Below are 24,388 nucleotides of genomic sequence, written 5' to 3'. Positions count from 1 at the left end.
GCTGATCATATTGATGCCTAGCGCAGCGCGAATCCTTTTCTGGGCTCTGGTCTCAGATGGGGCTAATGCTTTGCTGCCTATTTTGCTTTTTCGCGCCCAATCTTCTTGCTGCTAGCATTAAAACTCGGTGGAGTCGAAGGTGGCTTGAATCCTGAGCACCTCTGGGAGGGCCTCATGGAGGGCGGCCACACAGTCGGCGTCCAGCTTATTGCCCGCCAGACGTGCCAGCTCGGCAAAGGCATCGCTATTGGTCCAGGCGGCCTTGTAGGGGCGCTCGCTGGTGAGGGCATCAAACACGTCTGCAACCGCCACGATTCTTGCCTCGATCGGCACAGCTTCACCAACCAGTCCCGCCGGGTAGCCGGAGCCATCTATCGCCTCATGATGACAGAGTACGATATTGCGCAGCATCTTGGTGTGGTCCAGGTTACTCAGGCGATAGTTACACAAGAGTTTGTCGATAAGATCCCGGCCCGACTCACAGTGTTTCTGCATCTCGGTGCGCTCATCTGGGGTGAGTGGGCCACGCTTAAATAAGATCTCGTCGGGCACTGTGATCTTGCCAATGTCGTGTAGAGGCGCAAACATGAAGATATGTTCGATGAAGTGATCGTTTAAGCCTCTCTCATCCGCCACCCGCTGGGCGATCAGCCGTGAATAATGGGCCATGCGGCTCAGGTGTCCTGCGGTTTCCGGGTCGCGAAAATGGGTGACATCTATGGCGGTCTTCATGGTCGAGGCCAGGGTGATCACCTCGCTCAACTCATTGATCACCATCAGCGCCAGCAGATTGCCGATAAGATCCAGATGCTCCACGCAGCGCTTGTCGAACACCTGCTCGTCGTCACCGTTAAAGAAGATAAAGCCCAGCAGGGTATTGCCTGAAAGCAGGGGCAGGGTATAGCTGCTGCGATAGCCCGCCTCATAGATCTTGATGGCGTGCTCGTGTCGGCTGTCTCGGTAGATGCTAAGATCCTGCACTATCCTGGCCTCTCTTGAGCGGGCAACCTCTTGCAGCGAGTGGCACTGGCTGAGATTGGCCTGATAGTGGTTGAGGGGGGAGGGCTTGCCGCTATAGATAAAGGTGCGCACTATGTCGCTGTCCTGGTCGAATAGGGCGACGGCGATACGGGTGATCTGCGGCAGCTTGGCCTGGGTGGTGGCGTGAAGGTGTGACAGCTTGCTCATGATAGAGGGGTGCTGATTAAGGTCCGTCGAGGTGTAGTACATGTGCCGCTCCCTTGGCCTGTCGCCTGTTTGCGCGCAAATCGCTACCCATCATTATAGTCAACACATCGGCAGAGATAGCATTATACCTATGGCTTAGGGGCAAAAGGCGTAAAACCATGACCTTAATCAAGAAATCTGAGTGAACGGTTTTTGCGACTTCGGCCACTAAAGCCTGATTAGAATCTTATTTCAGGTATTTGCTCAACCATGCTATCGCCTCCGTTATCGAGCGCGTCGAGTGTGTCACATAGGGGTCGAAGTGACCGCCAGGCAGCAGGCAGAGCCGCTTGGGTTCTAGCGCCCTGTTAAAGGCCGATAGGGCTAAGTCTGTCGGTGTGACTGTGTCATCTTCAGCGACTATCATCAAGAGCGGCGTGGGACTCACGCGCGCAATCCAGAGGCCGGGCTCATACTCGCTCGCTTTTTCGCTGGACCTGAGTGTGACCCGATTTTCCCATCCTTCGGCGAGCGTCCAGGCTTTGCTGTAAAACGCCATGGCTTCATCGCTGGCATAGATGCCGGGCTGCTCTTCTTGGGGGATCACTCCTATGTAAGTGGGCGTCTCGCCCTTGGACCGCCTTGTTCTGTCCTGCTCAAATTCTTCTTGTACTGCTCTGAGCCGTGAACCTGCCCGGCGAAGGAACGTTTGATAGCCACTGATGGTCGGCACCTGGGCGACGATACATTTCACCCGGCGATCTAAGGCGCCCACCATGATGGCATGTCCACCGCTAAAACTTGTGCCCCACACGCCTATCTGCTCGGCGTTAACCTCGGGATGAAAGCTCAGCCAGCTGATCACCTCCCTCATATCTTCTATCTGTTGATAGGGGATGATCTCGCCTCGGGGTTCACCGCCACTCTTGCCGAAATTTCTGTGGTCATAGAGCAGCACGGCAAAGCCCGCTTTCGCAAATGCCTCGGCGAACTTGTCGATATACAGCTCTTTAACGGCGGCGAAGCCGTGGCTCATTACAATCGCCGGGGCTGGTTTATTCAGGGATGCTTCTTCGCAGGCAGGCAGATAAAGCCAGGCGTCTAGCTCGACACCGTTGGCTGGCACCTTAACACTGTGGCGGGTAAATTGACTCATAGTCACCTCTCTATCACTCATTGACTCTGAACCTCAAATATGGGGAAACGAGAAAATAGTAAGGCGAGAGGGCGAAGGGGTCTGCCTTGAAACGGACAGGTATCTTCGCTAATCAGACAACTTGCGTGCGAAACTCGCTCGGGGTGACTCCCATCATCTTTTTAAATGCCGATGCGAAGGCGCCGGCAGAATCATAGCCCATCTCCATCGCCACCCGTACTATGGGCTCGCCGAGATTTAGCCTGGGGATGGCGGCGAATATTCTGGCCTGTTGACGCCAAATGGCGAAGCTCGTCCCCAGCTGGGTTTGAAATAGCCGGGACAAGGTTCTGGGTGATGCGCCGACTATCTCCCCCCATTGGCTAAGCGTGCAGTCGTTGCCGGGATCTGCGAGCAAGCCTAGGCAGATCTTCTGCAGCCGGTTATCTTTTGGCATGGGGAGCTTCAAGGGGATCTCTTGTGCCCAGCCGATCTCGCTCATCAGAAGTTGCATAAGGTGCACCTCTCTGCTGCTGGGTTGGCTGCTGCTGGTCACAGGCATCGCACTCTTCATCAGCTCTCTAAGCAGGGGGCTGACCACCAGACTTTGGGGCTGCTTGGAGAAGCGCTCGGGCAGGGCATCTGGTTGAAAATAGACGCTACGCAGACTGACTTGGCCTCGGGCCTTGAGTCTGTGGGGCAGCTCGGCAGGCATCCACAGCGCTTGCTGAGGCGAGATTATCCAAAAACTCTCCTCGCAGCTCAGTTCCATCACACCGGATTCGGCGTAAATCAGTTGCGCGGCGTGGTGCCAATGGGGCGCCAGTAGTTGGCCATCTGAATACTCCCGAGCAACCGGCTTAAATAGCTGAGATGGCGAGCCAAAGACGGGGATATGTTCGATCTCTTGCCTGTGCATCATCAAGCTTTTGACCTCTTTGTCTTCATGCCAGCCTTCTCCTTTTTAGCATCTAGACCGCTTCGGCATCATAGCCTAATCCAAGGTTTGTTGTTACCCCAATATTTTCAATGCCTTGCTTTATTTTCGTGCGCCAAGTCTTACTAACTAGGCCGTGTTAACTGCCAAGGGAGGGGGACTCAAGGTGGAGATAAAAAATCGGCCCCAACGACAGCGCCTCGTAGGGCGGTGCTTGGGGCCGATATCTGGTTTCTTTCTGGCTTGTTAGTAGGCTTGTTAAGTCAGTTATCTAAGCGCTTAGCAGGAGCCTTTTAAATTAGATCGCCTTATCCAGCGCCTGAGACACATCCGCGATAATATCCTCGATATGCTCTATGCCGACCGAGATGCGGATCAGATCTTCCGATACCCCCGCCTTGGCCAGTTCCTCGCCGTTGAGCTGTCTGTGGGTGGTGGTGGCCGGGTGGCAGGCCAGGGACTTGGCATCGCCTATGTTGACCAGGCGCAGGATCATCTGCAGGGCATCGATAAAACGTCCGCCGGCCGCTTTGGCCGCCTCGCTATCTTCCGCCTTGATGCCGAAGCTGATGATGCCCGAGGCCTTACCCGAGGTGATCTTCTCACAGTTGTCGCGATAGGGGCTGTTGTCCAGCGCGCCATAGTTGACCCAGCTGACCCTGGGGTCTTGCTCGAGGAAGTTGGCCAGGGCCAGGGCGTTGTCGCAGTGACGCTCCATTCTAAGCGCCAGCGTCTCTAAGCCCTGTAACAGTAGGAAGGCACTCTGAGGCGATAGGGCGGCGCCGGTATTACGCAGCGGCACCACGCGGCAGCGACCAATAAAGGCCGCCGGACCGAAGGCCTGGGTATAGACCACACCATGATAGGAGGGGTCTGGCTCGTTGAGCAGGGCGAAGCGCTGAGGCTGGGCGGCCCAGTCGAACTTGCCCGAGTCGATGATCACCCCACCTATGGTGGTGCCGTGGCCGCCAATATATTTGGTAAGTGAATGGATGACGATGTCGGCGCCATGCTCGAAGGGGCGGCAGAGCACCGGAGTGGCGACCGTGTTGTCGACGATCAGCGGCACGCCATGCCTGTGGGCTATCTCGGCCAGGCGGGCGATGTCGACGATATTACCGGCCGGGTTGCCGATAGACTCGCAAAACAGCGCCTTGGTCTTGTCATCGATATGGGCCTCCAGGCCATCGAAGTCGTCGAAGGCCGCCATACGCACCTCGACGCCTTGTCTGGGCAGGGTATGGGCAAACAGGTTATAGGTGCCGCCATAGAGCTGACTGGTGCTGACGATGTTGTCGCCCACCTGAGTCAGGGCCTGAATCGCATAGGTGATGGCGGCCATGCCGGAGGCCAGTGCCAGTGCGCCGATACCGCCTTCGATGGCGGCCAGGCGTTGCTCGAGCACATCTGTGGTGGGGTTCATGATACGGGTATATATGTTGCCCGCCACCTTAAGATCAAACAGGTCGGCACCATGCTGGGTGTCGTCGAAGGTATAAGAGGTGGTCTGATAAATGGGCACGGCCGCCGCCTTGGTGGTCGCTTCCGAGGTATATCCATGATGCAGGGCTAGAGATTCGAGTTTCATCTAATTCATCCTATCGCTTAACTGAAAACCTGTGATCGAAAAATGACCATGGCATTTAGACTTCTAGATGTCTAAATGTTTTTAATTTGCTGATGATTTGCTCGATGAGGTGAGTTTTATGGTCGAATTGGCTTGAGAGCGGATTGGTTATCTGCCTTTTTCCTCTGGATCCTATAGCATCAAAAAAGGCAAAAATGAGCCCGGATGACATCACTCGAGTCGAGCAATTTTTGTCCCAAATTGAATGTTTTAGCCCCAGCTAAATAAGCGGCATCCCCTTTACCTGTTTTATTGTTATAAAACTACATTGTTAACAGTTCTTAGGATTCGCCAGCGATCATGATCACAAATCCGGCGGAAAAACTGTAGCTAAGTTACAAGCCCGTGTCGGAATGTGACCTCAATAGCGGAATCCCGGTTAACAAACTTTTACCATGAGGCATCCCAATTTAGTAACGGTTGATGTTTGCGATGGCAGGTTTTCCAGACAAGATTAAGACGATAAAGAAGGGCCTAGATGTGCCTATCGCCGGCGAGCCGAGGCAAGAGATAGATTGCTGCGCTCGTCCTGCAAAGGTAGCACTGCTGGGTGAAGAGTATGTTGGCCTAAAACCCACCCTCTTGGTGGAGGTCGGCGATCGAGTGAAGAAGGGTCAGACTCTGTTCGAAGACAAGAAGGCGCCGGGCATAGGTTTTACCGCGCCGGCCAGTGGTGTGGTCGTCGAGATCAACCGCGGCGAGCGTCGTGTGTTGCAGTCTGTGGTGATCCAGGTCGAGGGCGATGAGCAAGTCACCTTTAAGGCCTATTCGGATCTGAGCCGCCTGAGCCGTGAAGCCGTACAGCAAAACCTGGCCGAGAGTGGTCTGTGGACTGCACTGCGCACTCGCCCCTTCTCGCGTGTGCCCTTGCTCGATAGCGAACCTGCCGCCATCTTCGTCAACGCCATGGACACCAACCCGCTGGCGGCCGATCCCCGCGTGATTATCGCAGAGCAGCGCGAGGCCTTTGCTGCCGGACTTGAGGTACTGACTTATCTCACCTCTGGCAAGATCCACCTGTGTCACGATGCCGGCGAGGCATTGCCTGGCGCCGACCTCGCGCGTGTCGAGAGCCATCGTTTTGCCGGTGTGCATCCCGCTGGCCTGGTGGGCACCCATATTCACTTTATCGCGCCTGCCAGCCTGGAACGCCCAGTATGGCACCTTGGCTATCAGGATGTGATCGCTTACGGCAAGCTGTTCCTGACAGGTGAGCTCTACACAGATCGCGTGGTGGCCCTGGGTGGCCCGACGGCGCTCAATCCAAGACTGCTGCGCACTCAGCTGGGCGCTCAGCTCAGCACCCTGGTAGAGGGTGAGATCAAGCCAGGCAGCAACCGTGTGGTGTCAGGCTCTGTACTGGCTGGCCATACTGCCTTTGGCGTTCACGACTATCTGGGCCGTTTCCATCAGCAGATCTCTGTGCTGGCGGAAGACGCCAAGCATCAGCTACTGCCATGGGTGCGCGGCGGCGCAGACAAGTTCTCTATCACCCGCGCCGTGACCTCTCGCTTCAAGGCGACCAAGCGTCTGTTCGACCTGACCACTCACGCCGGTGGTTCACACCGCGCCATGATGGCCTTCGGTCAGCTGGATCGCGTGATGCCGCTGGATATCCTGCCGACCCTTTTGGTGCGTGACCTCGTGGTGCGTGACACTGATGAGGCGCAGGCCCTGGGGGCCCTAGAGCTGGATGAAGAAGATCTGGCCCTGTGTACTTTTGTCTGTCCGGGCAAGTATGACTTCGGACGGGAACTTCGCATCTGCCTAGATATTATTGAGAGGGAAGGTTAATGAGTAAGCAAGACAATAAGCCAGATGTGCAAGAGAATTACTATGCCCACGGCTCGTCGATGCGTAGCTTCCTGCGCTCGCTGCTTTATGCCCATGGCCGCAGCACTAAAGGCAAGGTGCACGTTCGCGATGCGATCGATGTAAAACGTACCATGACCCTGGTGGGTCTGTGTCTGCTGCCGGCGATTCTGTTCGGCATCTATAACCTGGGTCTGCAGGCGCAGCTGGCGCTGGCTTCTGGCTTGACCACGCCCGATGTTTGGCAGCTACTGCCGTTCAATGCCATCACCGGCGGCCTCGGCGAGCAGAGCGGTTTCTTTGGCCTGTTTGGCTATGGCCTGAGCTTCTACCTGCCTATCTATCTTACCGCGCTGTTGGTGAGCCTGTTTTGGGAGATGGTGTTCGCCAAGGTGCGTCGCCAGGAGCTGCATGAAGGCTTCTTCGTCACCGCCTTGCTGTTTACCCTGATCCTGCCGGTATCGACACCGCTGTGGATAGTGGCCCTTGGTATCACCTTCGGGGTGATCATGGCCAAAGAGGTGTTTGGCGGCATGGGGTACAACTTCCTCAACCCTGCGCTGGCTGGTTACGCCTTTATCTACTTTGCCTACCCGACCGAGGTGGCGCAGATTGCCCAGTTTGTGGCGGTCGATGGCTTCTCGGGAGCGACAACCTTGATTCAGACTGCTGCGGGCAAGATGAGCTTCGAGGGTTACACCTGGTATCAGGCCTTCAGCGATCCGCTGTGGTGGGATGCCTTCTTCGGCTTCACCGTCGGCTCTATCGCCGAGACCAGCACCCTGGCCATTCTGATCGGCGGCCTGTTGCTGCTGTTGACTCGCCTGGCCGACTGGCGTGTGGTGGCCGGTGTGATGGCCGGTATGGTGGCAACCGCCGTGCTGTTCAACCTAATCGGTTCGGCCAAGAACGAGATGTTCGCCATGCCTTGGACCTGGCATCTGGTCACCGGCGGCTTCGCCTTGGGGATGATGTTTATGGCAACAGATCCTGTGACCACAGCCTATACCCGTCAGGGCAAGTTTGCCTACGGCGTCCTGATCGGCTTCATGACGGTACTTATTCGCGTGCTGAATCTCAAGATGCCTGAAGGGATCATGCTGGCGATTCTGTTTGCCAACCTGTGGGCACCACTCTTCGATTACCTGGTGGCGCGCAGCAACATGAAGCGGAGGCTGAAACGCAATGCCTTATAAGTCAGAACATATGTTAAGGATCCAGACCGCCAACCTCTGGTCGTCAATCTTCGCATCCTTTTTGTTTCGTCGTTCCAGAGAGCGCGCCACTATGGAGAAGCAACGCTAATGGCATTTAAGAAAGATACCGTTGTGGGGACCATGATCTTCACACTCGTCCTCTGCCTCTCTTGTTCTTTTATGATCACAGGAACCGCCGAGGTACTCAAAGAACGTAAGTTGGTGAAGAAGCGCGACGAGCTTAAGCGCAACGTCTTGCTGGCCGCCGATATCGATATCAGCGGCGACAAAGATTTTCGCACCATCTTCGAGCAGTCTGTGAAGCCTCTGCTGGTAGAGCTGGACAGCGGCGTCATCGATAGCCAGGAGAACGTGCTGGATTTCGACGACCGTATGGCGGCTATCAATCCGCAGACCTCGAGCAAGCCGAAGAAAGATATCGCCAAAATCAAGACCCGCGCCAATCAGGCCCGCGTATTCAAGGTGTTTGACGACAAGGGCGAGCTGCACGCCGTGGTGCTGCCTATCTATGGCAAGGGGCTCTGGTCGATCATCTATGGTTATGTGGCGCTCAAGCCGGATCTGAACACCATAGAAAACGTGGTCTTCTACGAGCATGGTGAGACACCGGGTATCGGCGACTTCCTCGACGACAAGGCCTGGACCGACAAGCTTAAGGGCAAGCAGCTATTTGATGAGAAGGGGCAGGTTTCCTTCAAGGTGGTCAAGGGCGGTGCTAAGGCCGGCGATCTCCATGGTGTGGATGCCGTGAGCGGCGCGACCATGACGGGACGCGGCGTACAGCGTGCCATGCAGTTCTGGTTCGGGGTCGAAGGTTATCAGACCTTCCTTCACAAGCTAAAAGCGTCGGAGGTTTAAGATGAGTAAGAGTATGACGGCGACCCGGGACATTCTAACCGGCCCGATTTTCGCCAATAACCCCGTGGCCATGCAGGTGCTTGGGGTCTGTTCGGCGCTGGCGGTGAGCAACTCGATGCAGACCGCATTGGTGATGACCCTGGCGGTGACCTTCGTGTTGGTCTTCTCCAACCTGATCATCTCCAGCATCCGTAACTTTATTCCTAACAGCGTGCGCATCATCGCTCAGATGACGGTGATCGCCTCCCTGGTGATCATCGTCGACATGGTGCTGCAGGATGTGGCCTATGAGCTGTCGCGTCAGCTGTCGGTATTCGTGGGATTGATCATCACCAACTGTATCATCATGGGCCGCGCCGAAGCCTTCGCCATGAAGATGCCGCCGCATCTGGCGGTGGTGGATGCCATGGGCAACGCCATGGGCTATGGCGTTATCCTGCTCAGCGTCGCCTTCGTGCGTGAGCTGCTGGGCGCCGGTACCCTGTTTGGCCATGAGATCTTAAAGACGGTCGAGAACGACGGCTGGTACCTGGCCAACGAGATGTTCAAGTTGCCGCCGAGTGCATTCTTCCTGATTGGCTTACTGATCTGGGCCATCAATGTTATCCAGCGTAAGCGAGGTTAAGGCTATGGAACACTATATCAATCTCTTTGTTCAGGCCGTCTTTATCGACAACATGGCGCTCTCCTTTTTCATGGGCATGTGTACTTTCCTGGCCGTTTCGAAGAAGGTATCGACCTCCTTCGGTCTGGGTATTGCCGTGATCGTGGTGATGACACTCGCGGTGCCACTGAACCAGCTGATCTACTCCAAGGTATTGGCGCCGGGTGCCCTGGCCTGGGCAGGTTATCCCGAGCTGGACCTGAGCTACCTTAAGCTCATCACCTTCATCGGTGTGATCGCGGCTTTGGTGCAGATCCTGGAGATGTTTCTGGATAAGTATATTCCCAGCCTGTATGACAGCCTGGGGATCTTCCTACCGCTACTGACGGTGAACTGCGCCATCTTCGCTGGGGTGATCTTCATGGCGAACCGCGACTACACCCTGGGTGAGTCTGTGGTGTTTGCCACCGGCTCTGGTCTTGGCTGGGCGATGGCCATCGTGCTGCTGGCGGGTCTGCGTGAGCGGATGAAGTTTCACGCCATTCCAGCCGGGCTGCAAGGTGTGGGTATCACCTTTATTACCACGGGCCTGATGGCATTGGGCTTTATGTCTTTCTCCGGCATCTCGCTGTAACGGGCGTGCTAGTGTCAGTGCATTAAGAAAAGGGTTATTAGATGGAAATGGCAATAGGCATAGGCATGTTCACCATAGTGGTGTGTGTGCTGGTGATGGTGATTTTAGTCGCCAAGAGCAAGTTGGTGATCAACGGTGACGTGAGCATCCGCATCAACGACGACGATGACAAGAGCATAACCACGGCGGCGGGCGATAAGCTACTGGGCGCCCTGGCGAGCAAGAATATCTTTATTCCGTCGGCCTGTGGCGGCGGCGGTACCTGCGGTCAGTGCCGGGTGAAGGTTAAGTCGGGTGGCGGCGATATCCTGCCGACCGAACGCGACCATATCAACAAGAAAGAGGCCAAAGAGGGTTGTCGTCTGGCCTGTCAGGTGGCGGTGAAGACAGACATGGAGCTTGAGCTGGAAGAGGAGATCTTCGGCGTCAAGAAGTGGCAGTGTGAGGTGATCTCTAACGATAACCAGGCCACCTTCATCAAGGAGCTGCTGCTCAAGCTGCCCGAAGGGGAAGACGTGAAGTTCAAGGCGGGCGGATACATTCAAATTGAGGCGCCGGCTCACGAGGTGAAATACAGCGATTTCGATATCCCGACCGAGTACCGTGACGACTGGGAAAAGTATGGCCTGTTCGATCTGGTCTCGACCGTAGAGGAAGATGTGCTGCGCGCCTACTCCATGGCCAACTACCCGGATGAGAAAGGGGTGATCATGCTGAACGTGCGTATCGCCACGCCGCCATCAGAGGGGCTGCCACCGGGTAAGATGTCCTCTTACATCTTTAACCTCAAGGCGGGCGATAAGGTGACTATCTCAGGGCCATTTGGTGAGTTCTTCGTGAAGGAGACGGACGCCGAGATGGTGTTTATCGGTGGTGGTGCAGGCATGGCGCCGATGCGCTCACACATCTTTAACCAACTCAAGGGCGAGCAGACCAAGCGTAAGATGACCTTCTGGTACGGTGCCCGTTCACGCCGTGAGATCTTCTATCAGGAGGAGTTTGACGCGCTGGCGGCGGAAAACGACAACTTCGAGTGGCACGTGGCGCTGTCGGACCCGCTCCCAGAGGACAACTGGGACGGCTACACAGGCTTCATCCATAATGTGCTCTATGAGAACTACCTGAAGAATCACAAGGCGCCGGAAGACTGTGAGTTCTACATGTGTGGCCCTCCGATCATGAACTCCTCGGTGATCAACATGCTAGAAAGCCTAGGGGTTGAGCAGGAAAACATACTGTTGGATGACTTCGGCGATTAATCCTTAGTCTTTCTAAGACAAAAACGCAGCCAATGGCTGCGTTTTTTTATGGGGCAATCATAGCTTTTGTTGCAGATACTCTATTGCTTTTTCATTTCCAGCATCCGCACTTCTACTCATCCAGATTTTTCCCGCAGAAGTAACGTTTCTGTCGAGCAAATATTTCCCTAATCTATATTGGGCCTCACTATTGTCAGTTTCAGCCGCTTTTTTTAACCAAGATAATCCCAGCTTCTCATCGACTGGGACGCCTTCACCCTCGAGATAAAGTTCACTGAGATTTAACATGGCCGTTGCTTGGCCATGCCACTCTACGGCGGATTGATAGAGGCTAATAGCTTGCTCAATATCTTGCTCAACACCAAGACCTAGGCGATACATCTCGCCAAGGTTATTGGCGGCGGTTGAATCTTGTTGCTTAAGTGCCAATTCGTAAAAATAACGGGCTTGTTGGTAGTCCTGTTTAATCTGATTGCCAAAGAAGAAGAGGTTTCCAAGCTTCATGTTTTCGTTATACTTTCGCAACTTGCAATAGGTGGAGTAGAGTTCAAGGCCATGTTGCATGTTTTTAGCCACGCCTTCTCCATTCATATAGAGTAAAGCTAACCGCATATAAGCATAAGGGTGTTCTCCCTTTATACCTTTCTTATACCAAGCGATGGCTAGGTCGACATCATGATGACTAGGGCTGCCAAATTCGTAGATTTGACCTAAGCTAGCGGTCGGGTCAATTTCTCCTTGTGAATAGGCTTTCTCAAAATAAGTAATTGCTTTATCGATATCATGCTCGATTAAATCGCTCTTATAGTAGATGACCCCAAGGTAGTGGGTTGCCAATGAATTGTTATTTGCACTTTTTAATAAGTAGGGAAGTGCAAGTTGATCATTTTTTTCTGTTCCTAAGCCTAAATGATAGGCTTTACCTACTTCGAAATAGGCTCTCTCTAAGCCGAGATCTGCTGCTTGTTGAAAAAAGGACAAGGCTTTAGCTCTGTCCCGTTTAACCGTGTTCCCATCTCGATAGATGATGCCCAAGTTATATAAAGCTTGGGTATTATTCATGGTCGCCGCTTTATTGAAAAGTTCTAGCCCTAATTCAGTATTTCGTTCGACGTATTCGCCGTTGAAGTAGATAGAAGCCATGTTATTAAGCGCTAGGGCATTATTTTGTTGAGCCGCAAGTTGGTATAACTGTAGAGCCATATCAATATCTTGAGGAACGAATTGCCCTGACTCAAAAAAAGTCGCTAAGTTAACCATGGACCCCGCATCACCTAGTTCTGCTGCTCTCTGATAAAGTTGTATGGCTAACTTTTTGTCTTGTTCTACAAACCAACCGAAGTCATACATATTGGCTAAATAGCCAGTGGCTGAGCCATGGTTTTGCTCTACAGCCAATTGGAGATAATGTATGCCCTGCTTTGGATCTACTTCGGTGGCAATGCCGTCGAAATATAGAGTGGCTAAGTTGTATTGAGCCGATGCATCACCCGCGTCGGCAGCGAGTTGGTACCACTTTAATGATTGCTTAACCTTGTCTTTTTCAAAGTGAAATAGATAGGCCAAACCTAGATAACAGGAGGTTTGTTGTTGGTTAGCACCGAGTAGAAAGTTTGTCTCGGCCAGTTGTAAGTCTTTTTTGAGCGGTTCGTCTAAATAGAGAAATCCTAATTCGCAAAATGCTATTGGATCATTCAAGGATATAGCTTGCCGATAGTAATCTATCGCTTGATCTAGGTCTTGTTCGACAAACTCACCATTTCGATAAAAAGCTGCGAGGTTGATTAAGGCTTGAGTGTCCTTCTGTTTTGCGGCTTTTAGATACCACTTAAATGCAAGTTCGTTGTCTTCTTTAGTACCTAACGCGCCAACGTCGTAGATTAATCCTAACTCACTCTGAGCTCTCGGTAGCCCCTCGTTGGCAGCCTCTTGGTATAGTTTGAGTGCTTTTTCGGGCTGAGCACTCTCATAGAGTTGCTTGGCAAGTGTTAACTTATTCTCGCTTGTCAGTGTTGAACTTTCTACCTGTAGATCGATAGACGAATTATTCGTCTTCTCGGAGGAGGAGGGATTAGTGTTGGTTGATGCGCAAGCACTTAGGATTCCTAAGCAAAAGAGAGTCGAAATGGTGCGGTACATGTCATTCCTTTAACATCTGATTAATACTTTTGCATCATATCCTTGGGGTTGGGGAAAAGTAAACGACTATATCCCTCTTGAAGAGTTGTAGGCAGTCATTGTGATTTGATCTACATCAAGGAGTCAGTAGGACTGGATCTCTATATTGTTTTGTTATCTAAAGGTTAATAAAGCGAGTGATATGAGCGACAAGCCAGCGGGAAGCGAGAGCACGGCACCTAAGAGCACTTATACTGTGTCGGCGCGGGGCAAGGCGGATCATCAGTCAGTGATTAAGTTTTTAAAACAAAACTTTGCCGCGGTGCCCCTTGGGCAGATTGAGAGTGTATTTGGTTTCGTCGAGCCATCGACCCTATATGGCGGACGTTTCTATCTGATGCGTCAGCTGTCTGAGCGGGACACGGGCCTGCTGGCGGATCATGGTATTGGGCTTAGAATTCCCTTTACCAATCACTTTGCCACCAAGGAGGAGTTCGACGCCAATCGCGCCTTGCTGGCTAAGTATCATCACAAGCGCAACTCTATTATCTGCACAAACGATGACCTCGCTTACTGGATCAAGCAGGAATTTCCCGACTATGACATCGAAGCCAGCGTGATAAAGAACCTGCTAAAACCTGAGCAGATCGAAGAGGCCTTTGGGCTCTACGATACCCTGGTGCTTCCTATGGTGCTCAACGATGATGAGGCCTTCTTGGCGGCCTTGGCGCAGAAAGATCGTATTCGTTTGTTTGCCAATGCAGGTTGTGCCTACACCTGTCCGGCGCGAATCTGTTACAAGTCTATCTCTAAGTTTAATAAGGGGCTGGGGGGCGAGTTTAAGTGTTCCCAAGATCTTAAGGCGAGAGAAATGCAGGGCATGATAGATTTCGAACTACAAAGGCTGAGAAACCTGGGATTTCATAAGTTTAAACTGCTCAGGGCGAGGGCCGGTGCCCAGACTGGCTATTAGTGGGTCATGGTCGATAGCAGGGAAGTAAGGCGCTAGACAAGCCCAAATATTTAGCCCATTAGGTCGAGTCGAGTTGCTGCCAACGCTTTACCTTTAGCAGCGCTTTCTCTTTGTCTACGCTTTCTCTTTTTCTGCGTTTTCTATTTGTCTGCGCTTTCTATTTGGTAGTGCGTTATTTTTGGCGACGCTTTTCTCTTGTTGCGCGTCAGGCGATCGCACTTGTGCTATCTTGTGCCTTTTTAATGTATTTACCTTAATAAAATCAGTCTGATACTATAAATCTTTGCTGACGCCACCTACCACTTAGCCAGCAATATTCCCCGTTCAATCAACATACTTCTTTGTCTCTTTAGCTTTGAGCTGAGTTGCCGTTGTGTCACTGCAACCCAGTGTCTCTGTGAAATTACGGATTTACAAAATATTCACATTTGGGTTTACTCCTATTTTTATTTGAGTATATTGTATACAGAATATTTTATCTCAATAGGTAATGTTGTTATTCGCCCGAAAGGAAGCGCAGACGCCAGGGAGAGGGCGATTTACCCTAAAAAGCTAACAATAAGAGTGACTAATAACATGACCAACAAATTGACTTTATCTATCCTGGCCGCCCTGTTGACAACTAGCGCAGGCGTTAGCGCCAAGCAGCCCGAGTTTGCCGCCGATCACTGTAAGGCGGGGGAGATCAACGCTCAGCATTATCGTAATTTCCCTGCCGCCGAGGCTGAGGCCAAGGCTCGTCATGCCAAGCTGTTTGAGCGTAAGCGCGCCATGGCTAAGCCTGGTGATGATGCCAGTGTGGCGATCGGCGATACCCCTTCGGCGCTGGCCTTGTCGGCGACCCCAAGTTACGTGATCCCTGTGGTGTTCCATGTGTATGGCACCCAGTTCAACGGTAAGACGGTGACCGATGCGGTGATCATAGATGCGCTCAACAAGACTAACGAAGACTTTCAGGGACGCACCGCCGATTTCGCCGACATAGATGCAGAATTCCAAGGGGTGAAGCAGGCGCTCAATATCGAGTTTCGCCTAGCCAGTATCGATCCACAGGGGAATCCCACTTCGGGTATCGTTTATCATCCGGCATCGTCTGGGGCGGGTAACTATTCCAGTTCAGATGTGAAGCGGGATCACTGGGATAACTACAAGTATATGAATGTCTACATTCAGAACGACCTCTATGCCGATGGTGTCACCAACAACTCAGGGGTGGCCTGGTACCCGGATACCACAATGTCAGACGAGGGGCTGGCACGGGTGACCTATAACGGCGCCTATCTTGGTAGTAACACCGACGAGAACTTTCGCTCTGTGTTGACCCACGAGTTTGGTCACTTCCTGGATCTGATCCACACCTTCGAAGGCGGTTGTAAGCGTGGCATGGAGCGCCGTTGCGGCACCACGGGCGATGAGAACTGCGATACGCCGCAACAAAACAGCTGGCAGATGAACCCGGGTGATGGCGGCATAGTCAACTGCATGGGGCAGACCATCAACTGGCAGAACTTTATGGCCTACTCAGATCAATACGCCAACTTCACCCAAGATCAGGTGGCGCGCATGGTCAATGGCCTCGACAGTCAGGCCCGCGTGACTCTCTGGTCGGCGCAAAACCAGGCCGCGACAGGTGTGGCTAACTAATAGCGAAAGCCACGAAAAACGATAAAAAAACGCAGCCTAGGCTGCGTTTTTTCATCTCTTGAGGCGAGGATTAGACAAATGGCTAGATAAATACCGGGGCGTCGTATTCGTAGCCCTCGTCGGTATAGGCGGTCACTATGGCATCATCCACCAGGCCGGTAGGGGAGCTCACCTGAGTGTCGAAGAAGTGTTTGATCTGTTGGCGACGGCCGTGAGCCGCCCAGCTTTCGCCATCGGCCCAGATCTCGTTGAATACGATAGGGTAGTCGGTGCGACTGGCGCTCGGATGGTCAATCTGGCGGGTGAGAATGTACTGAATACAGCCCTGTTCCCGCAGTGAGTCGGGCTCCAGAGCCTTGAGTATCTCGAAGAGTTCGGCGGCTTTTCCCGCCTTGGGACGAAACTGGGCTATCACAAAAACGCGTGTTGACATCTGTAGCTCTCCGCTGGTTAAAAACCTAAATAAAATCATGGATGACCTCTGAGTCTAGCCTAAAAAGCGGCGCGGTTTAAAGGAGGCGTTTTGCTGATATGCTCGAACCTATCTGGCGAATAGGGCAAGGGTTATTCAGTGTCGTCTGGGAGTGCTATCATAAGGGCCCAAACAGAGCGCAGAGGAAACAGAGTGACACAGAGACCAGCTAATGATGCCCTTAGCGTTTTTGCTGAGCGATTAGCTCAGCTTGGGCTGGCGGATAATGAATGTTGTGAGGCGCTGAGTCAGGCCAAATGCATTCGCGCGCCCCGAGGTGAGATATTGCTGCACCAGGGGGCCTGCCAGGAGCATGGTTATTTCATCGTCGATGGCATCTTGGGGGCCCAGTATTATGGCGATTGTGGCGGCCTGTTTTCGAAGGAGTTTTATTTTGAAGGGGAGCTCTGTCTGCTCTATCACAGCCTGCTGACAGGGGATGCGGCGCCCTATCAGCTGGAGGCGGTGACTGACGCGACCTTGGTGCGCTTCCCCCTCGCGCAGCTAAAACAGGCGAGCTGGCAAGCCGTGCTGATCGCCTTGCTGAGTCAACAGCTGCTGTACAAGGAGGAAAAGGAGGCCTTCTTGTTGCTCAAACGTCCCGAGGAGCGCTATCTCTACCTAGTCAACCATAGGCCCATGTGGGTCGAGCGCCTGAGTAACGTGCAGCTGGCTCGCTATATAGGTATTACGCCCGTGAGTCTGTCGCGGCTCAAGGCCAGGCTAGCCTGAGACTAACTGATGAGAGGGAGGAATGAGGAGCACTAGTTTAAAAAGATAGACTTGTTGATATAGGTGAAAAGATAGCGGTGCGACACTTTCCATGCCTTGGTATAAGCTAGTACATATAAGCACCGAAAAGATTCTTGCCGGCTTATCTTAAGTTAATGCGCCTTGAATCAAGGCTGAACCATACTAGCTCCATCTTTCGCATGTTGAAATCTTAGGTGTGTATGTCGCTGTTTCTTCTCTCTCAATGTTTGATCGCTGTGGCGATCGTTACAGACATTCTCTCTTTTCAATTCAAGCAGAAGCGCCACATAGTGCTCTGCCTCGCACTGTCTGGGGTATTAATCAGCGTTCATTTTGCGCTGCTGCTCCAGTGGACGGCCGCCGGGCTCATGTTGGTCGCCGCGATTCGCTACCTGGTGACCGTATTTTCACACTCGCGGCGCCTACTCTGGCTGTTTCTGGGGATTAATAGCTTGATTGCCCTATTTACCTATGCCGGCCCCCTGAGCCTGATAAGTTTTGCCGGCAGCTGTACTCAGACCATCGCCGCCTTCTGTCCAAGGGATCAAGGCCTGAGACAGCTGATGTTAGTGGGTACCAGCATCTGGCTGCTTAACAACTATTTGGTGGGTTCGCCCACGGCTGTGGTGATGGAGCTGCTGTTTATCGGCAGTAATCTGGTGGGCTACTACCGCTTCTATGGCTTGCCGTGGCGCCCTAGGCTGGTAGATTAAGACGCTGGTAGATTTAGGTGAATAGGGGGCGGGATCCGAGTATTGAAATCTGATTCGAGAAAAGTGACGGCGGTGATTGCCACCGCCTTAATGCTTGCTCTTTCGTAAGCGAGCTCCGAACTTTACCGCTCCCTACTTAGCTATTTAGTTACTTAGCAACTTGTCGCTTAGTTATCACGTTGCTTAGTTCGGCCCTGTTGGTTGTGAGATGAGGCGCCGCGACCGTTATTGGTCTGATGGCTCCTTTCCCGCTGAGGGCTCTTCACTGGCTGATGGCTCCTCTCTCTTTGGTAGCTTTGCTGTTGATGACTCTTGTTGTCGCGCTGATGGCTCTTCATCTCACGCTGATAGCTGTCGTTTCGCTGAGGGCTCTTCTCTCTATTCCACTCTTTTGTCCTGTTGTCGGCTTTATTGCTCGACGAGCGATTGGCCTTGTCATTCAGGCTGAGTCGGTCGCGCTTCTCATAATACTTGGTCGGTGTCTTTTGCGCATTTTGATGACGGTCATGCTGGCTGCGTGCATCGCTCAGCTTATGGCTGAAGTTCTGCTCGCGGCGCTTTTGAACCTGCGCCGCGTTATAGTGCTTGGCCTGACTCGGCTTGGCCTGCTTTGAATTGGAATAGCGCTCCATGCTGCTATTGTGTTTTACGTCATAGCGGTTAGGACGATACTTGTCGTAGCGGGCCTTAACCTTTGGCGAGCGATACGCCACACCGTGTCTGTGGACCGGCTTGTGGTGCCAACGTTGGGCGCCGCTGCTGGTCACGATTCGGCTATAGGGGCGGTAGCGAGTCGTATGATGGTGATGGGTCACCACTATGTGACGCTGACGCCAGCTAAACGCACTGAAGAAGTAGTTAAAGCTGATATGTATGCCGCTGTTGAAGTAGAAGTGTCCCGAAATATGACCCGGGTAGTAACGGGCATAATGGGGCGGATAGGCCCAATATACTGGCGGGTAGTTGTACCAATGCCAATGGCCGTAGACCACTCGGGTGTCATAGTAAGGCACATAGATCACCTCTCGCTGCACAGGTTCGATAACGATCTGGCGATTGACCTTAGTGACCTTCATATTCTCCATGTCGTCGAAGGCATTGGCGCGCTCGGCCTGCTGTCTCAGGCTCTGAATGCTGTCCAGCACTCGCTCCTCGTCTTGCAAGAAGGTGTCGCCCAGCTTCTGAGTCCACTCGAGGTCGTCACTCAGGCGTTGCAGCAGGTCGGGAAAGGCGACCAAGGCGGTGACGCTGGGATCCCAGTCCTTTTTCTCAGCGCGGTTAACCGCCTCAGCGCCTTCTAACGACTTGTTTTTGTTGCGCCAACGATTGGCCTGCACCACCTCTAGCGGATAGGTGGAGGCAATTAAAATGTGGGTGAGTAGGCTGTCGGGATACAGGGCGATGGGGGCCAGCATCTGCGCAAGCTCGGCATCGCTAAACTGGATCTCTTGAACAGCGTCTTCTGCCCGCGACACTGAAGGGGTAAGCAGTGACTGTGAAAGGGCAATGAGCAGGAGCAAAGTCCATTGTCTGATGCTTTTCATAACGTCTCCTAGGCTTATCTGTCATTGGATTTACTCAGATAATAAAAGGCCCAAGATGAACATTAGCTGAAAGCTAAAAGTGGGGAAGAAAATAATAAATAAATGCTGAACCGAGCTGATTTAGGCTTTAGTTCAAACCCGGCTTTCGCTCACGCTATGGCTACTCGGCGAACTGTTGGGGGAAGCTCAGGATGAATTTGGCGCCGCCAAGCGTCGCCGAGCTGTCTATGGTGAGCTCTCCCTGATAGCTCTGCACCAGGTCGCCGACGATGGCGAGCCCTATGCCGTGGCCCTTCTCATAGGTATCGGCGCGTCGTCCACGCTCGAGTATGAGCTGACGCTGCTCTGGGCTAACGCCGGCGCCGTCATCTTCGACGCTGATGATGAGCTTTCCATTGTCAGCGTCGACGCTCAGCATCACCTTGTTTCTAGCCGCCTTACAGGCGTTATCCAGCAGGTTGCCCAGCATCTCTGTAAGATCGCTCTGATCGCCGTAGAAGATCTGGTTTTCCTCAGGAGCCTTGCCATAGCTGAGGGCTACCCCTGGATGGATCTTGACCAGGGTGCGCAGTAGCTTGTCGGAGACTAGGCTGACCTTGATCCCCAGGTGCCAGGCGTTACCGGCGGCGCTCTGGGCACGCTTGAGCTGGTGGCCTATGGTGCGATTGATCTGCCCAACCTGCTCAAGAGAGGTTGGGCTGAGATCTTTCTGGCTCTGGATCACCGCCAGCGGCGTCTTGAGGCTGTGGGCTAAGTCAGAGAGGGCGTTGCGATAGCGGCTGCGCTGGCGCTGCTCTGTGCTCAGCAGTGTGTTGAGCTGTTTGGCCACCGCCTGCAGTTCATTGGGGTAATGACCGCTGAGCTGCTCCGCCTCGCCGCGTTGTACTTGTCCCAGCTCCTCTCTGAATCGCGCCAGGGGTTTTAATGTCCAGGCCAACCAGGCAAATTGAATCGCCAGCAGTACCAGCATCAACACCACCAGCCAGCTCCACAGATGTTGGCTAAAGGCCTTGAGCTGCTGCGCCACGCCGTCGAGATCTTTGATGATGTGGATGGTGATTGGCGCGCTCTGGCGCTGGGCCTCGCCGGGGGCAAAGCGTACGCTGAAGCTGTAGATGAGATGGGGCTGCTGCTCTAACATCTGCTCGCCAAATTCGCTGCGTCCCACCTTAGGATGGGGCAGGGGAGTCGTGATGTTTAACCCAAGAAAGGAGTTGGATGACCAGAGGGGCTCAACGCTGGCCTGGCGGTCACTTTCAGTTTGGTTATCGCTCTGGCTGTCATTTTGGTTGTCACCCTGGTGGACGCTATCCGTTCCATGAGCGCCTGCGCTGTCGATCACTGCGTAGAGGCCTGAGCCTATGACATTGAACTGATTCTCCAGCAGCGCCTCTGGCATATAGAGCTTGCCTTCGTCCATCTCGGCCACCGCCAGCACAGAATAGAGGTAGGCGCTTAGCTGCTCTCTGACGTTGGTCATCACCTGTTGTTTAAAGGCGTTGTTGAGGGCGAAGCCAATGGTGGGCAGCAGCAGCAATATCAGCAGCAGGGCGCTGAGGATCAGACGAACCCTGAGGGAGTTGAGTTTGCCCTGTGGGGCGCGCTGGTTGCTCATCAAATGGCCTCGAAAGCTTAACTGTTATCCAGTGGCTTGAGGCGGTAACCTTGGCCACGCAATGTCTCGATAAGCCCATACTGGCCGTTGGGGTCGAGCTTCTTACGCAGGCGGCGGATAAAGACCTCTATGACGTTGGAATCTAAGTCGAAATCCTGATCATAGATGTGTTCGATCAATATGCTCTTGGACTTCACCTCGCCGATATGCAGCATGAAATACTCGAACAGCTTGTATTCGGAGCCGCTCAGGCTGACATCCTGGTCGCCAAATTTGATCTCGTGGCTGCTGGTGTTGAGAGAGTAGGGTCCGTTTTGAATCACAGGGCTGGATTTGCCCGCCGCCCGGCGGATCAGCGCCTTGAGCCTGGCGACCAGCTCTTCGGGATGAAACGGCTTGGTCAGGTAGTCGTCTGCGCCGGCATCCAGGCCTTCGACCTTGTCTTGCCAGTTGTCGCGCGCGGTCAGGATCAGTATGGGGTAGTCTATTCCCTCTTCTCTTAACCTGGCGATCAGCGCGATACCATCTAACTTAGGCAGGCCAACGTCGATAATGGCGGCGTCGTAGGGATACTCTCGTCCCTGAAACAGGCCCTCTTCGCCGTCGCTGGCAATGTCTAGGGTGTAGTTGGCATCGAGCAGGTGTTGTCTCAAATTTTCCTGAAGGGCTAAATCGTCTTCAACCAGTAGTAATCGCATTGGCGTGTCCTTTCTTAGCAGGTTATTGTCGGCTCATCTGTCCTGTGACGGCGTCGATGGCGACATAGAAGACCACGCCATCTTTACTGAGCAACTTGGCGCGGTAGCCTGGGTTGCCATTGACCCGTGATGATTGCACGCTCAGGACCTTGGCGTTATAGCGCCCCTTTACCATCTGAGTGGCCTGCTGACGATTTTTAACACGTAGATTTTGATTCGTATTTTTCTGAGCCGCCATCAAGATGCTGCTACTGGCCGCCGATATTCCATAGCCCGCACTGTATCCTTGTAGGGGAAACAGGAGTGACGCTATGGCGAGCAATATTAGGGCTGGTTTCATCAAAATCACCTATGTTGAATTCTTCGGACAGTGTAAAAGATCCTATAAAAATAAGAAACATATGCCGCGAATCTCCATCCTCGCCAGGGGAAAGCGGCAAGCGTGCTTTTTCATTGTTATCTTGCGCAGATGAACAAGAGCTGAATGTTTGATTTTGCGCCATCTTGTTGAATAGGCTAATTTTTAATGTTCAGCTTACGTTCATTTTCGATCGCATCTAATGGCCTTAAGCAAGACGCAGTCCATTTTATGGAGATTGATTATGAACAGACTCACGATGAAAACGAGCCAGCAGCTGGCAACTAATACGCCATTAACTAAGACGCCTTCAACTAAGACCCTCTCTGCTCTGGGCAAGCTGTATAGCGCCATCAAGGCCACCGCCTTGTTGACCATGCTGGGCAGCGGCGCAGCCATGGCTGCCGACAATCTCAGAGAAAATACAGCTCTAGTCGGCTCGGCATCGACCAGCGTAGTGCAGGATGAACAGACGCTGGCCCAAGGTTTTAGCCGCGCCGGGCAGGCCATGACCAGTACGCAGCAGGCGAGCGCCGACCAGCTTAAGCAGCAGAAGGTGGAACTTGCCCCGCGTAAGACGCGTGCGCAAGTGATTGCCGAGCGCCAGGCGCTGACACTTAGCTCATCTGATGCTGGGACTAAGACGCTCAAGTCCTCCGCTCAGCGCCTCGAGGCGGGGATCTACCACGAATTTGCTATCTATGAGGCCAGCAGCCGCCTGTTTGAAGATATCGATTATGACGGCTTCTATCGCACCTTCAGCGTGACCTTCGATGCCGATGTCCACAGTTATTATTTGGGCGAGCATGCCAACGTCTATGCCGACCTCTATCTGAGCCGTAATGGCGGCCCCTGGGAGCTGTACCACACCACAGATGTGTTCACCATAGTGGATGATGCCAGCGACGATGATTTTGAGGTGCTCACTACGCTGCATACTGGTTATCCGACGGACCATTATGATGTGTTGATCGATCTCTATGAGGTGGGTTACAGCGATATCGTCGCCACCATCAGCAGCGATGATCTGGATGATCTCTATGGCCTGCCGCTTGAGAGCGCCGATCGCGACCAGTATGTGGTCGAAGAGGTCGTCACCGAAGTCGAGGTGAGTGGCGGTAGCCTCTCTGTGGGCTGGCTGTTCGGGCTACTGGGGTTGGGCTGGTTGAGCCTTATCAGACGCCACAAGCAGGATTAATAAAGTTATCGAGATCTTTCTTCGTAGCAAGATTAATTAACCATAAAAAAATTAAGGTTAAGTTGCCTTGCCATGAAGCATATTTCACAAAATTTTGCCCCCAACAGGCGTATATTACTAGTTACTGGATAAACGTCTGAAATGGGGGAGACGATGCCAAAAGAGGCGATTAATCAAGTGGCTGCCAATCAAGGGGCCGTCAGTCATCAAGGAGTCAGTCAAGAGGTGAAGGTTTACAAGGTGTGGGACACGCCAACGCGGTTGTTCCACTGGATAAACCTTGGCTTAGTCATGGTGCTGATCTTCATTGGCATGGTGATGTTATTTAAGGGTGATATCGGCATCAGCGGCCTGGAAGCCAAGATTGGCTTGAAGAAACTGCATGTCTGGGTCGGTTACCTGTTTGCCATTAACCTGAGTGTCAGGCTGATCTGGGGTGTCATCGGCAGTCATAGCGCCCGCCTGAGTCAGTTGCTCCCGGATCTCAAGGGATTATCTGGCTACAAGGCCAAGCTGGCCAAGGGGGAGTCTCCTCAATATCTGCATCATAATCCCATGGGGCGCCTGGCCATCTTTGCCATGATGCTGCTGTTGGTGACCATAATGGTGACAGGCCTGGTTCGCGCCGGGACCGATATCTATTACCCACCCTTTGGCGGTGCGGTCAGCGACTATATCGCCCAGCCTGGCGTCGATGGTGCCAGCATCAAGCCCTATGACGACACCGGCGTCGATGCGCAGAAGGTGGCGGTATTAAAGCCCTATAAGTCTCTGGCCGGCGAGGTGCATGTGTATAGCGTGTATCTGCTGATCCTGATGATAGTGCTGCATGTGGCCGGGGTGATAGTGGCCGAGATTAAACATCAGCCTGGCCTAGTGTCGGCGATGATATCGGGTAACAAGCCCCTCAGCGGCCCCGCCGAGGATGAGAAGCACTAACTACGGCAAACAAAGGCGTTAGAAGATTCATTGCCTAAGCCAATGCCATCAGTTAACCGGAGTTTGAAGCAAGTATGAGAAAAATGCAGCCCAGGCTGCATTTTTTATGCCCT

Annotated in this window: 22 protein-coding genes; 12 read left to right on the top strand and 10 right to left on the bottom strand. The window is 53.2% G+C overall.

Annotated elements, in window-relative coordinates; all coding sequences use genetic code 11:
* Positions 1 to 117: 117 nt before the first annotated feature.
* The 4 genes from SHEW_RS14025 to SHEW_RS14010 form a co-directional block, all read right to left on the bottom strand.
* Entirely contained in the window at positions 118 to 1,230 is a 1,113-nt protein-coding gene (locus SHEW_RS14025; RefSeq protein WP_011866510.1) for an HD domain-containing phosphohydrolase, read from the bottom strand.
* Positions 1,231 to 1,414: 184 nt separating this feature from the next.
* Positions 1,415 to 2,323: an alpha/beta hydrolase gene (locus SHEW_RS14020; RefSeq protein WP_041406677.1), complete on the bottom strand. Its 909-nt coding sequence runs from the start codon at positions 2,321 to 2,323 to the stop codon at positions 1,415 to 1,417.
* 112 nt (positions 2,324 to 2,435) lie between these two features.
* The gene (locus SHEW_RS14015) at positions 2,436 to 3,224 is read right to left on the bottom strand and encodes an AraC family transcriptional regulator (protein WP_011866508.1); all 789 of its coding nucleotides are present in this window, start codon (positions 3,222 to 3,224) and stop codon (positions 2,436 to 2,438) included.
* A gap of 313 nt (positions 3,225 to 3,537) precedes the next feature.
* Positions 3,538 to 4,827, bottom strand: a complete 1,290-nt coding sequence (locus tag SHEW_RS14010) for an O-acetylhomoserine aminocarboxypropyltransferase/cysteine synthase family protein (RefSeq protein WP_011866507.1) — start codon at positions 4,825 to 4,827, stop codon at positions 3,538 to 3,540.
* 471 nt (positions 4,828 to 5,298) lie between these two features.
* Here SHEW_RS14010 and SHEW_RS14005 point away from each other — a divergent pair, with 471 nt between their 5' ends.
* From SHEW_RS14005 to nqrF, 6 genes are all read left to right on the top strand, one after another.
* Positions 5,299 to 6,660 carry a Na(+)-translocating NADH-quinone reductase subunit A gene (locus SHEW_RS14005; RefSeq protein ID WP_041407349.1) on the top strand — a complete coding sequence of 454 codons (1,362 nt, stop codon included), beginning with the start codon at positions 5,299 to 5,301 and terminating at the stop codon, positions 6,658 to 6,660.
* Positions 6,660 to 7,874 carry an NADH:ubiquinone reductase (Na(+)-transporting) subunit B gene (locus SHEW_RS14000; RefSeq protein ID WP_011866505.1) on the top strand — a complete coding sequence of 405 codons (1,215 nt, stop codon included), beginning with the start codon at positions 6,660 to 6,662 and terminating at the stop codon, positions 7,872 to 7,874. Before SHEW_RS14005 ends, SHEW_RS14000 begins: the two co-directional genes overlap by 1 nt.
* 108 nt (positions 7,875 to 7,982) lie before the next feature.
* Positions 7,983 to 8,753 carry a Na(+)-translocating NADH-quinone reductase subunit C gene (locus tag SHEW_RS13995; RefSeq protein ID WP_011866504.1) on the top strand — a complete coding sequence of 257 codons (771 nt, stop codon included), beginning with the start codon at positions 7,983 to 7,985 and terminating at the stop codon, positions 8,751 to 8,753.
* A gap of 1 nt (position 8,754) precedes the next feature.
* Entirely contained in the window at positions 8,755 to 9,378 is a 624-nt protein-coding gene (locus SHEW_RS13990; protein WP_011866503.1) for an NADH:ubiquinone reductase (Na(+)-transporting) subunit D, read from the top strand.
* 4 nt (positions 9,379 to 9,382) lie between these two features.
* The gene (gene nqrE / locus SHEW_RS13985) at positions 9,383 to 9,991 is read left to right on the top strand and encodes an NADH:ubiquinone reductase (Na(+)-transporting) subunit E (RefSeq protein WP_011866502.1); all 609 of its coding nucleotides are present in this window, start codon (positions 9,383 to 9,385) and stop codon (positions 9,989 to 9,991) included.
* Positions 9,992 to 10,032: 41 nt separating this feature from the next.
* Positions 10,033 to 11,250, top strand: a complete 1,218-nt coding sequence (gene nqrF, locus SHEW_RS13980) for an NADH:ubiquinone reductase (Na(+)-transporting) subunit F (RefSeq protein ID WP_011866501.1) — start codon at positions 10,033 to 10,035, stop codon at positions 11,248 to 11,250.
* Between the two features lie 57 nt (positions 11,251 to 11,307).
* Here nqrF and SHEW_RS13975 read toward each other — a convergent pair whose 3' ends face one another.
* Positions 11,308 to 13,389, bottom strand: a complete 2,082-nt coding sequence (locus tag SHEW_RS13975; RefSeq protein ID WP_011866500.1) for a tetratricopeptide repeat protein — start codon at positions 13,387 to 13,389, stop codon at positions 11,308 to 11,310.
* A 181-nt stretch (positions 13,390 to 13,570) separates the two neighbouring features.
* Between SHEW_RS13975 and SHEW_RS13970 the strand changes: the two genes are divergently transcribed.
* Both SHEW_RS13970 and SHEW_RS13965 read left to right on the top strand, forming a co-directional pair.
* Positions 13,571 to 14,341, top strand: coding sequence for a hypothetical protein (locus SHEW_RS13970; protein ID WP_011866499.1), 771 nt, complete (start codon positions 13,571 to 13,573; stop codon positions 14,339 to 14,341).
* 576 nt (positions 14,342 to 14,917) lie between these two features.
* Positions 14,918 to 15,985 (top strand): M43 family zinc metalloprotease, encoded by a 1,068-nt coding sequence (locus SHEW_RS13965; RefSeq protein ID WP_011866498.1) that lies wholly within the window; start codon positions 14,918 to 14,920, stop codon positions 15,983 to 15,985.
* A gap of 82 nt (positions 15,986 to 16,067) precedes the next feature.
* Here the strand turns inward: SHEW_RS13965 and SHEW_RS13960 are convergent, their stop codons facing one another.
* Entirely contained in the window at positions 16,068 to 16,418 is a 351-nt protein-coding gene (locus SHEW_RS13960) for a putative quinol monooxygenase (RefSeq protein ID WP_041406676.1), read from the bottom strand.
* 192 nt (positions 16,419 to 16,610) lie between these two features.
* Here SHEW_RS13960 and SHEW_RS13955 point away from each other — a divergent pair, with 192 nt between their 5' ends.
* Positions 16,611 to 17,189, top strand: coding sequence for a Crp/Fnr family transcriptional regulator (locus tag SHEW_RS13955; protein WP_011866496.1), 579 nt, complete (start codon positions 16,611 to 16,613; stop codon positions 17,187 to 17,189).
* Between the two features lie 221 nt (positions 17,190 to 17,410).
* Positions 17,411 to 17,923, top strand: coding sequence for a YgjV family protein (locus tag SHEW_RS13950; RefSeq protein ID WP_011866495.1), 513 nt, complete (start codon positions 17,411 to 17,413; stop codon positions 17,921 to 17,923).
* A 167-nt stretch (positions 17,924 to 18,090) separates the two neighbouring features.
* Here the strand turns inward: SHEW_RS13950 and SHEW_RS13945 are convergent, their stop codons facing one another.
* The 4 genes from SHEW_RS13945 to SHEW_RS13930 form a co-directional block, all read right to left on the bottom strand.
* Positions 18,091 to 19,467, bottom strand: a complete 1,377-nt coding sequence (locus SHEW_RS13945) for a DUF3300 domain-containing protein (protein WP_011866494.1) — start codon at positions 19,465 to 19,467, stop codon at positions 18,091 to 18,093.
* A gap of 160 nt (positions 19,468 to 19,627) precedes the next feature.
* Positions 19,628 to 21,082: an ATP-binding protein gene (locus SHEW_RS13940; RefSeq protein ID WP_011866493.1), complete on the bottom strand. Its 1,455-nt coding sequence runs from the start codon at positions 21,080 to 21,082 to the stop codon at positions 19,628 to 19,630.
* A gap of 17 nt (positions 21,083 to 21,099) precedes the next feature.
* Positions 21,100 to 21,780 (bottom strand): response regulator transcription factor, encoded by a 681-nt coding sequence (locus tag SHEW_RS13935; protein WP_011866492.1) that lies wholly within the window; start codon positions 21,778 to 21,780, stop codon positions 21,100 to 21,102.
* 22 nt (positions 21,781 to 21,802) lie between these two features.
* A complete protein-coding gene (locus SHEW_RS13930; protein WP_011866491.1) occupies positions 21,803 to 22,120 on the bottom strand; it encodes a PepSY domain-containing protein in 318 nt (105 codons plus the stop codon).
* Positions 22,121 to 22,382: 262 nt separating this feature from the next.
* Here SHEW_RS13930 and SHEW_RS13925 point away from each other — a divergent pair, with 262 nt between their 5' ends.
* Complete coding sequence (locus SHEW_RS13925; protein WP_011866490.1) at positions 22,383 to 23,336, top strand: choice-of-anchor H family protein; 954 nt, start codon at positions 22,383 to 22,385, stop codon at positions 23,334 to 23,336.
* A gap of 153 nt (positions 23,337 to 23,489) precedes the next feature.
* Positions 23,490 to 24,275 carry a cytochrome b/b6 domain-containing protein gene (locus SHEW_RS13920; RefSeq protein WP_011866489.1) on the top strand — a complete coding sequence of 262 codons (786 nt, stop codon included), beginning with the start codon at positions 23,490 to 23,492 and terminating at the stop codon, positions 24,273 to 24,275.
* Positions 24,276 to 24,388 lie beyond the last annotated feature (113 nt).

This window comes from Shewanella loihica PV-4, from assembly GCF_000016065.1.
Taxonomy (GTDB): Bacteria; Pseudomonadota; Gammaproteobacteria; order Enterobacterales; family Shewanellaceae; genus Shewanella; species Shewanella loihica.
Note: the sequence above shows the minus strand (reverse complement) of the source record. Positions and strands in the feature narration are given on the sequence as shown.

Excerpts from the sequence above, each read along its gene's own strand:
- SHEW_RS14025 (WP_011866510.1), bottom strand. The coding sequence starts at position 1,230 with ATGTACTACACCTCGACGGACCTTAATCAGCACCCCTCTATCATGAGC.
- SHEW_RS14020 (WP_041406677.1), bottom strand. The coding sequence starts at position 2,323 with ATGAGTCAATTTACCCGCCACAGTGTTAAGGTGCCAGCCAACGGTGTC.
- SHEW_RS14015 (WP_011866508.1), bottom strand. The coding sequence starts at position 3,224 with ATGATGCACAGGCAAGAGATCGAACATATCCCCGTCTTTGGCTCGCCA.
- SHEW_RS14010 (WP_011866507.1), bottom strand. The coding sequence starts at position 4,827 with ATGAAACTCGAATCTCTAGCCCTGCATCATGGATATACCTCGGAAGCG.
- SHEW_RS14005 (WP_041407349.1), top strand. The coding sequence starts at position 5,299 with ATGGCAGGTTTTCCAGACAAGATTAAGACGATAAAGAAGGGCCTAGAT.
- SHEW_RS14000 (WP_011866505.1), top strand. The coding sequence starts at position 6,660 with ATGAGTAAGCAAGACAATAAGCCAGATGTGCAAGAGAATTACTATGCC.
- SHEW_RS13995 (WP_011866504.1), top strand. The coding sequence starts at position 7,983 with ATGGCATTTAAGAAAGATACCGTTGTGGGGACCATGATCTTCACACTC.
- SHEW_RS13990 (WP_011866503.1), top strand. The coding sequence starts at position 8,755 with ATGAGTAAGAGTATGACGGCGACCCGGGACATTCTAACCGGCCCGATT.
- nqrE (WP_011866502.1), top strand. The coding sequence starts at position 9,383 with ATGGAACACTATATCAATCTCTTTGTTCAGGCCGTCTTTATCGACAAC.
- nqrF (WP_011866501.1), top strand. The coding sequence starts at position 10,033 with ATGGAAATGGCAATAGGCATAGGCATGTTCACCATAGTGGTGTGTGTG.
- SHEW_RS13975 (WP_011866500.1), bottom strand. The coding sequence starts at position 13,389 with ATGTACCGCACCATTTCGACTCTCTTTTGCTTAGGAATCCTAAGTGCT.
- SHEW_RS13970 (WP_011866499.1), top strand. The coding sequence starts at position 13,571 with ATGAGCGACAAGCCAGCGGGAAGCGAGAGCACGGCACCTAAGAGCACT.
- SHEW_RS13965 (WP_011866498.1), top strand. The coding sequence starts at position 14,918 with ATGACCAACAAATTGACTTTATCTATCCTGGCCGCCCTGTTGACAACT.
- SHEW_RS13960 (WP_041406676.1), bottom strand. The coding sequence starts at position 16,418 with ATGTCAACACGCGTTTTTGTGATAGCCCAGTTTCGTCCCAAGGCGGGA.
- SHEW_RS13950 (WP_011866495.1), top strand. The coding sequence starts at position 17,411 with ATGTCGCTGTTTCTTCTCTCTCAATGTTTGATCGCTGTGGCGATCGTT.
- SHEW_RS13945 (WP_011866494.1), bottom strand. The coding sequence starts at position 19,467 with ATGAAAAGCATCAGACAATGGACTTTGCTCCTGCTCATTGCCCTTTCA.
- SHEW_RS13940 (WP_011866493.1), bottom strand. The coding sequence starts at position 21,082 with ATGAGCAACCAGCGCGCCCCACAGGGCAAACTCAACTCCCTCAGGGTT.
- SHEW_RS13935 (WP_011866492.1), bottom strand. The coding sequence starts at position 21,780 with ATGCGATTACTACTGGTTGAAGACGATTTAGCCCTTCAGGAAAATTTG.
- SHEW_RS13930 (WP_011866491.1), bottom strand. The coding sequence starts at position 22,120 with ATGAAACCAGCCCTAATATTGCTCGCCATAGCGTCACTCCTGTTTCCC.
- SHEW_RS13925 (WP_011866490.1), top strand. The coding sequence starts at position 22,383 with ATGAACAGACTCACGATGAAAACGAGCCAGCAGCTGGCAACTAATACG.
- SHEW_RS13920 (WP_011866489.1), top strand. The coding sequence starts at position 23,490 with ATGCCAAAAGAGGCGATTAATCAAGTGGCTGCCAATCAAGGGGCCGTC.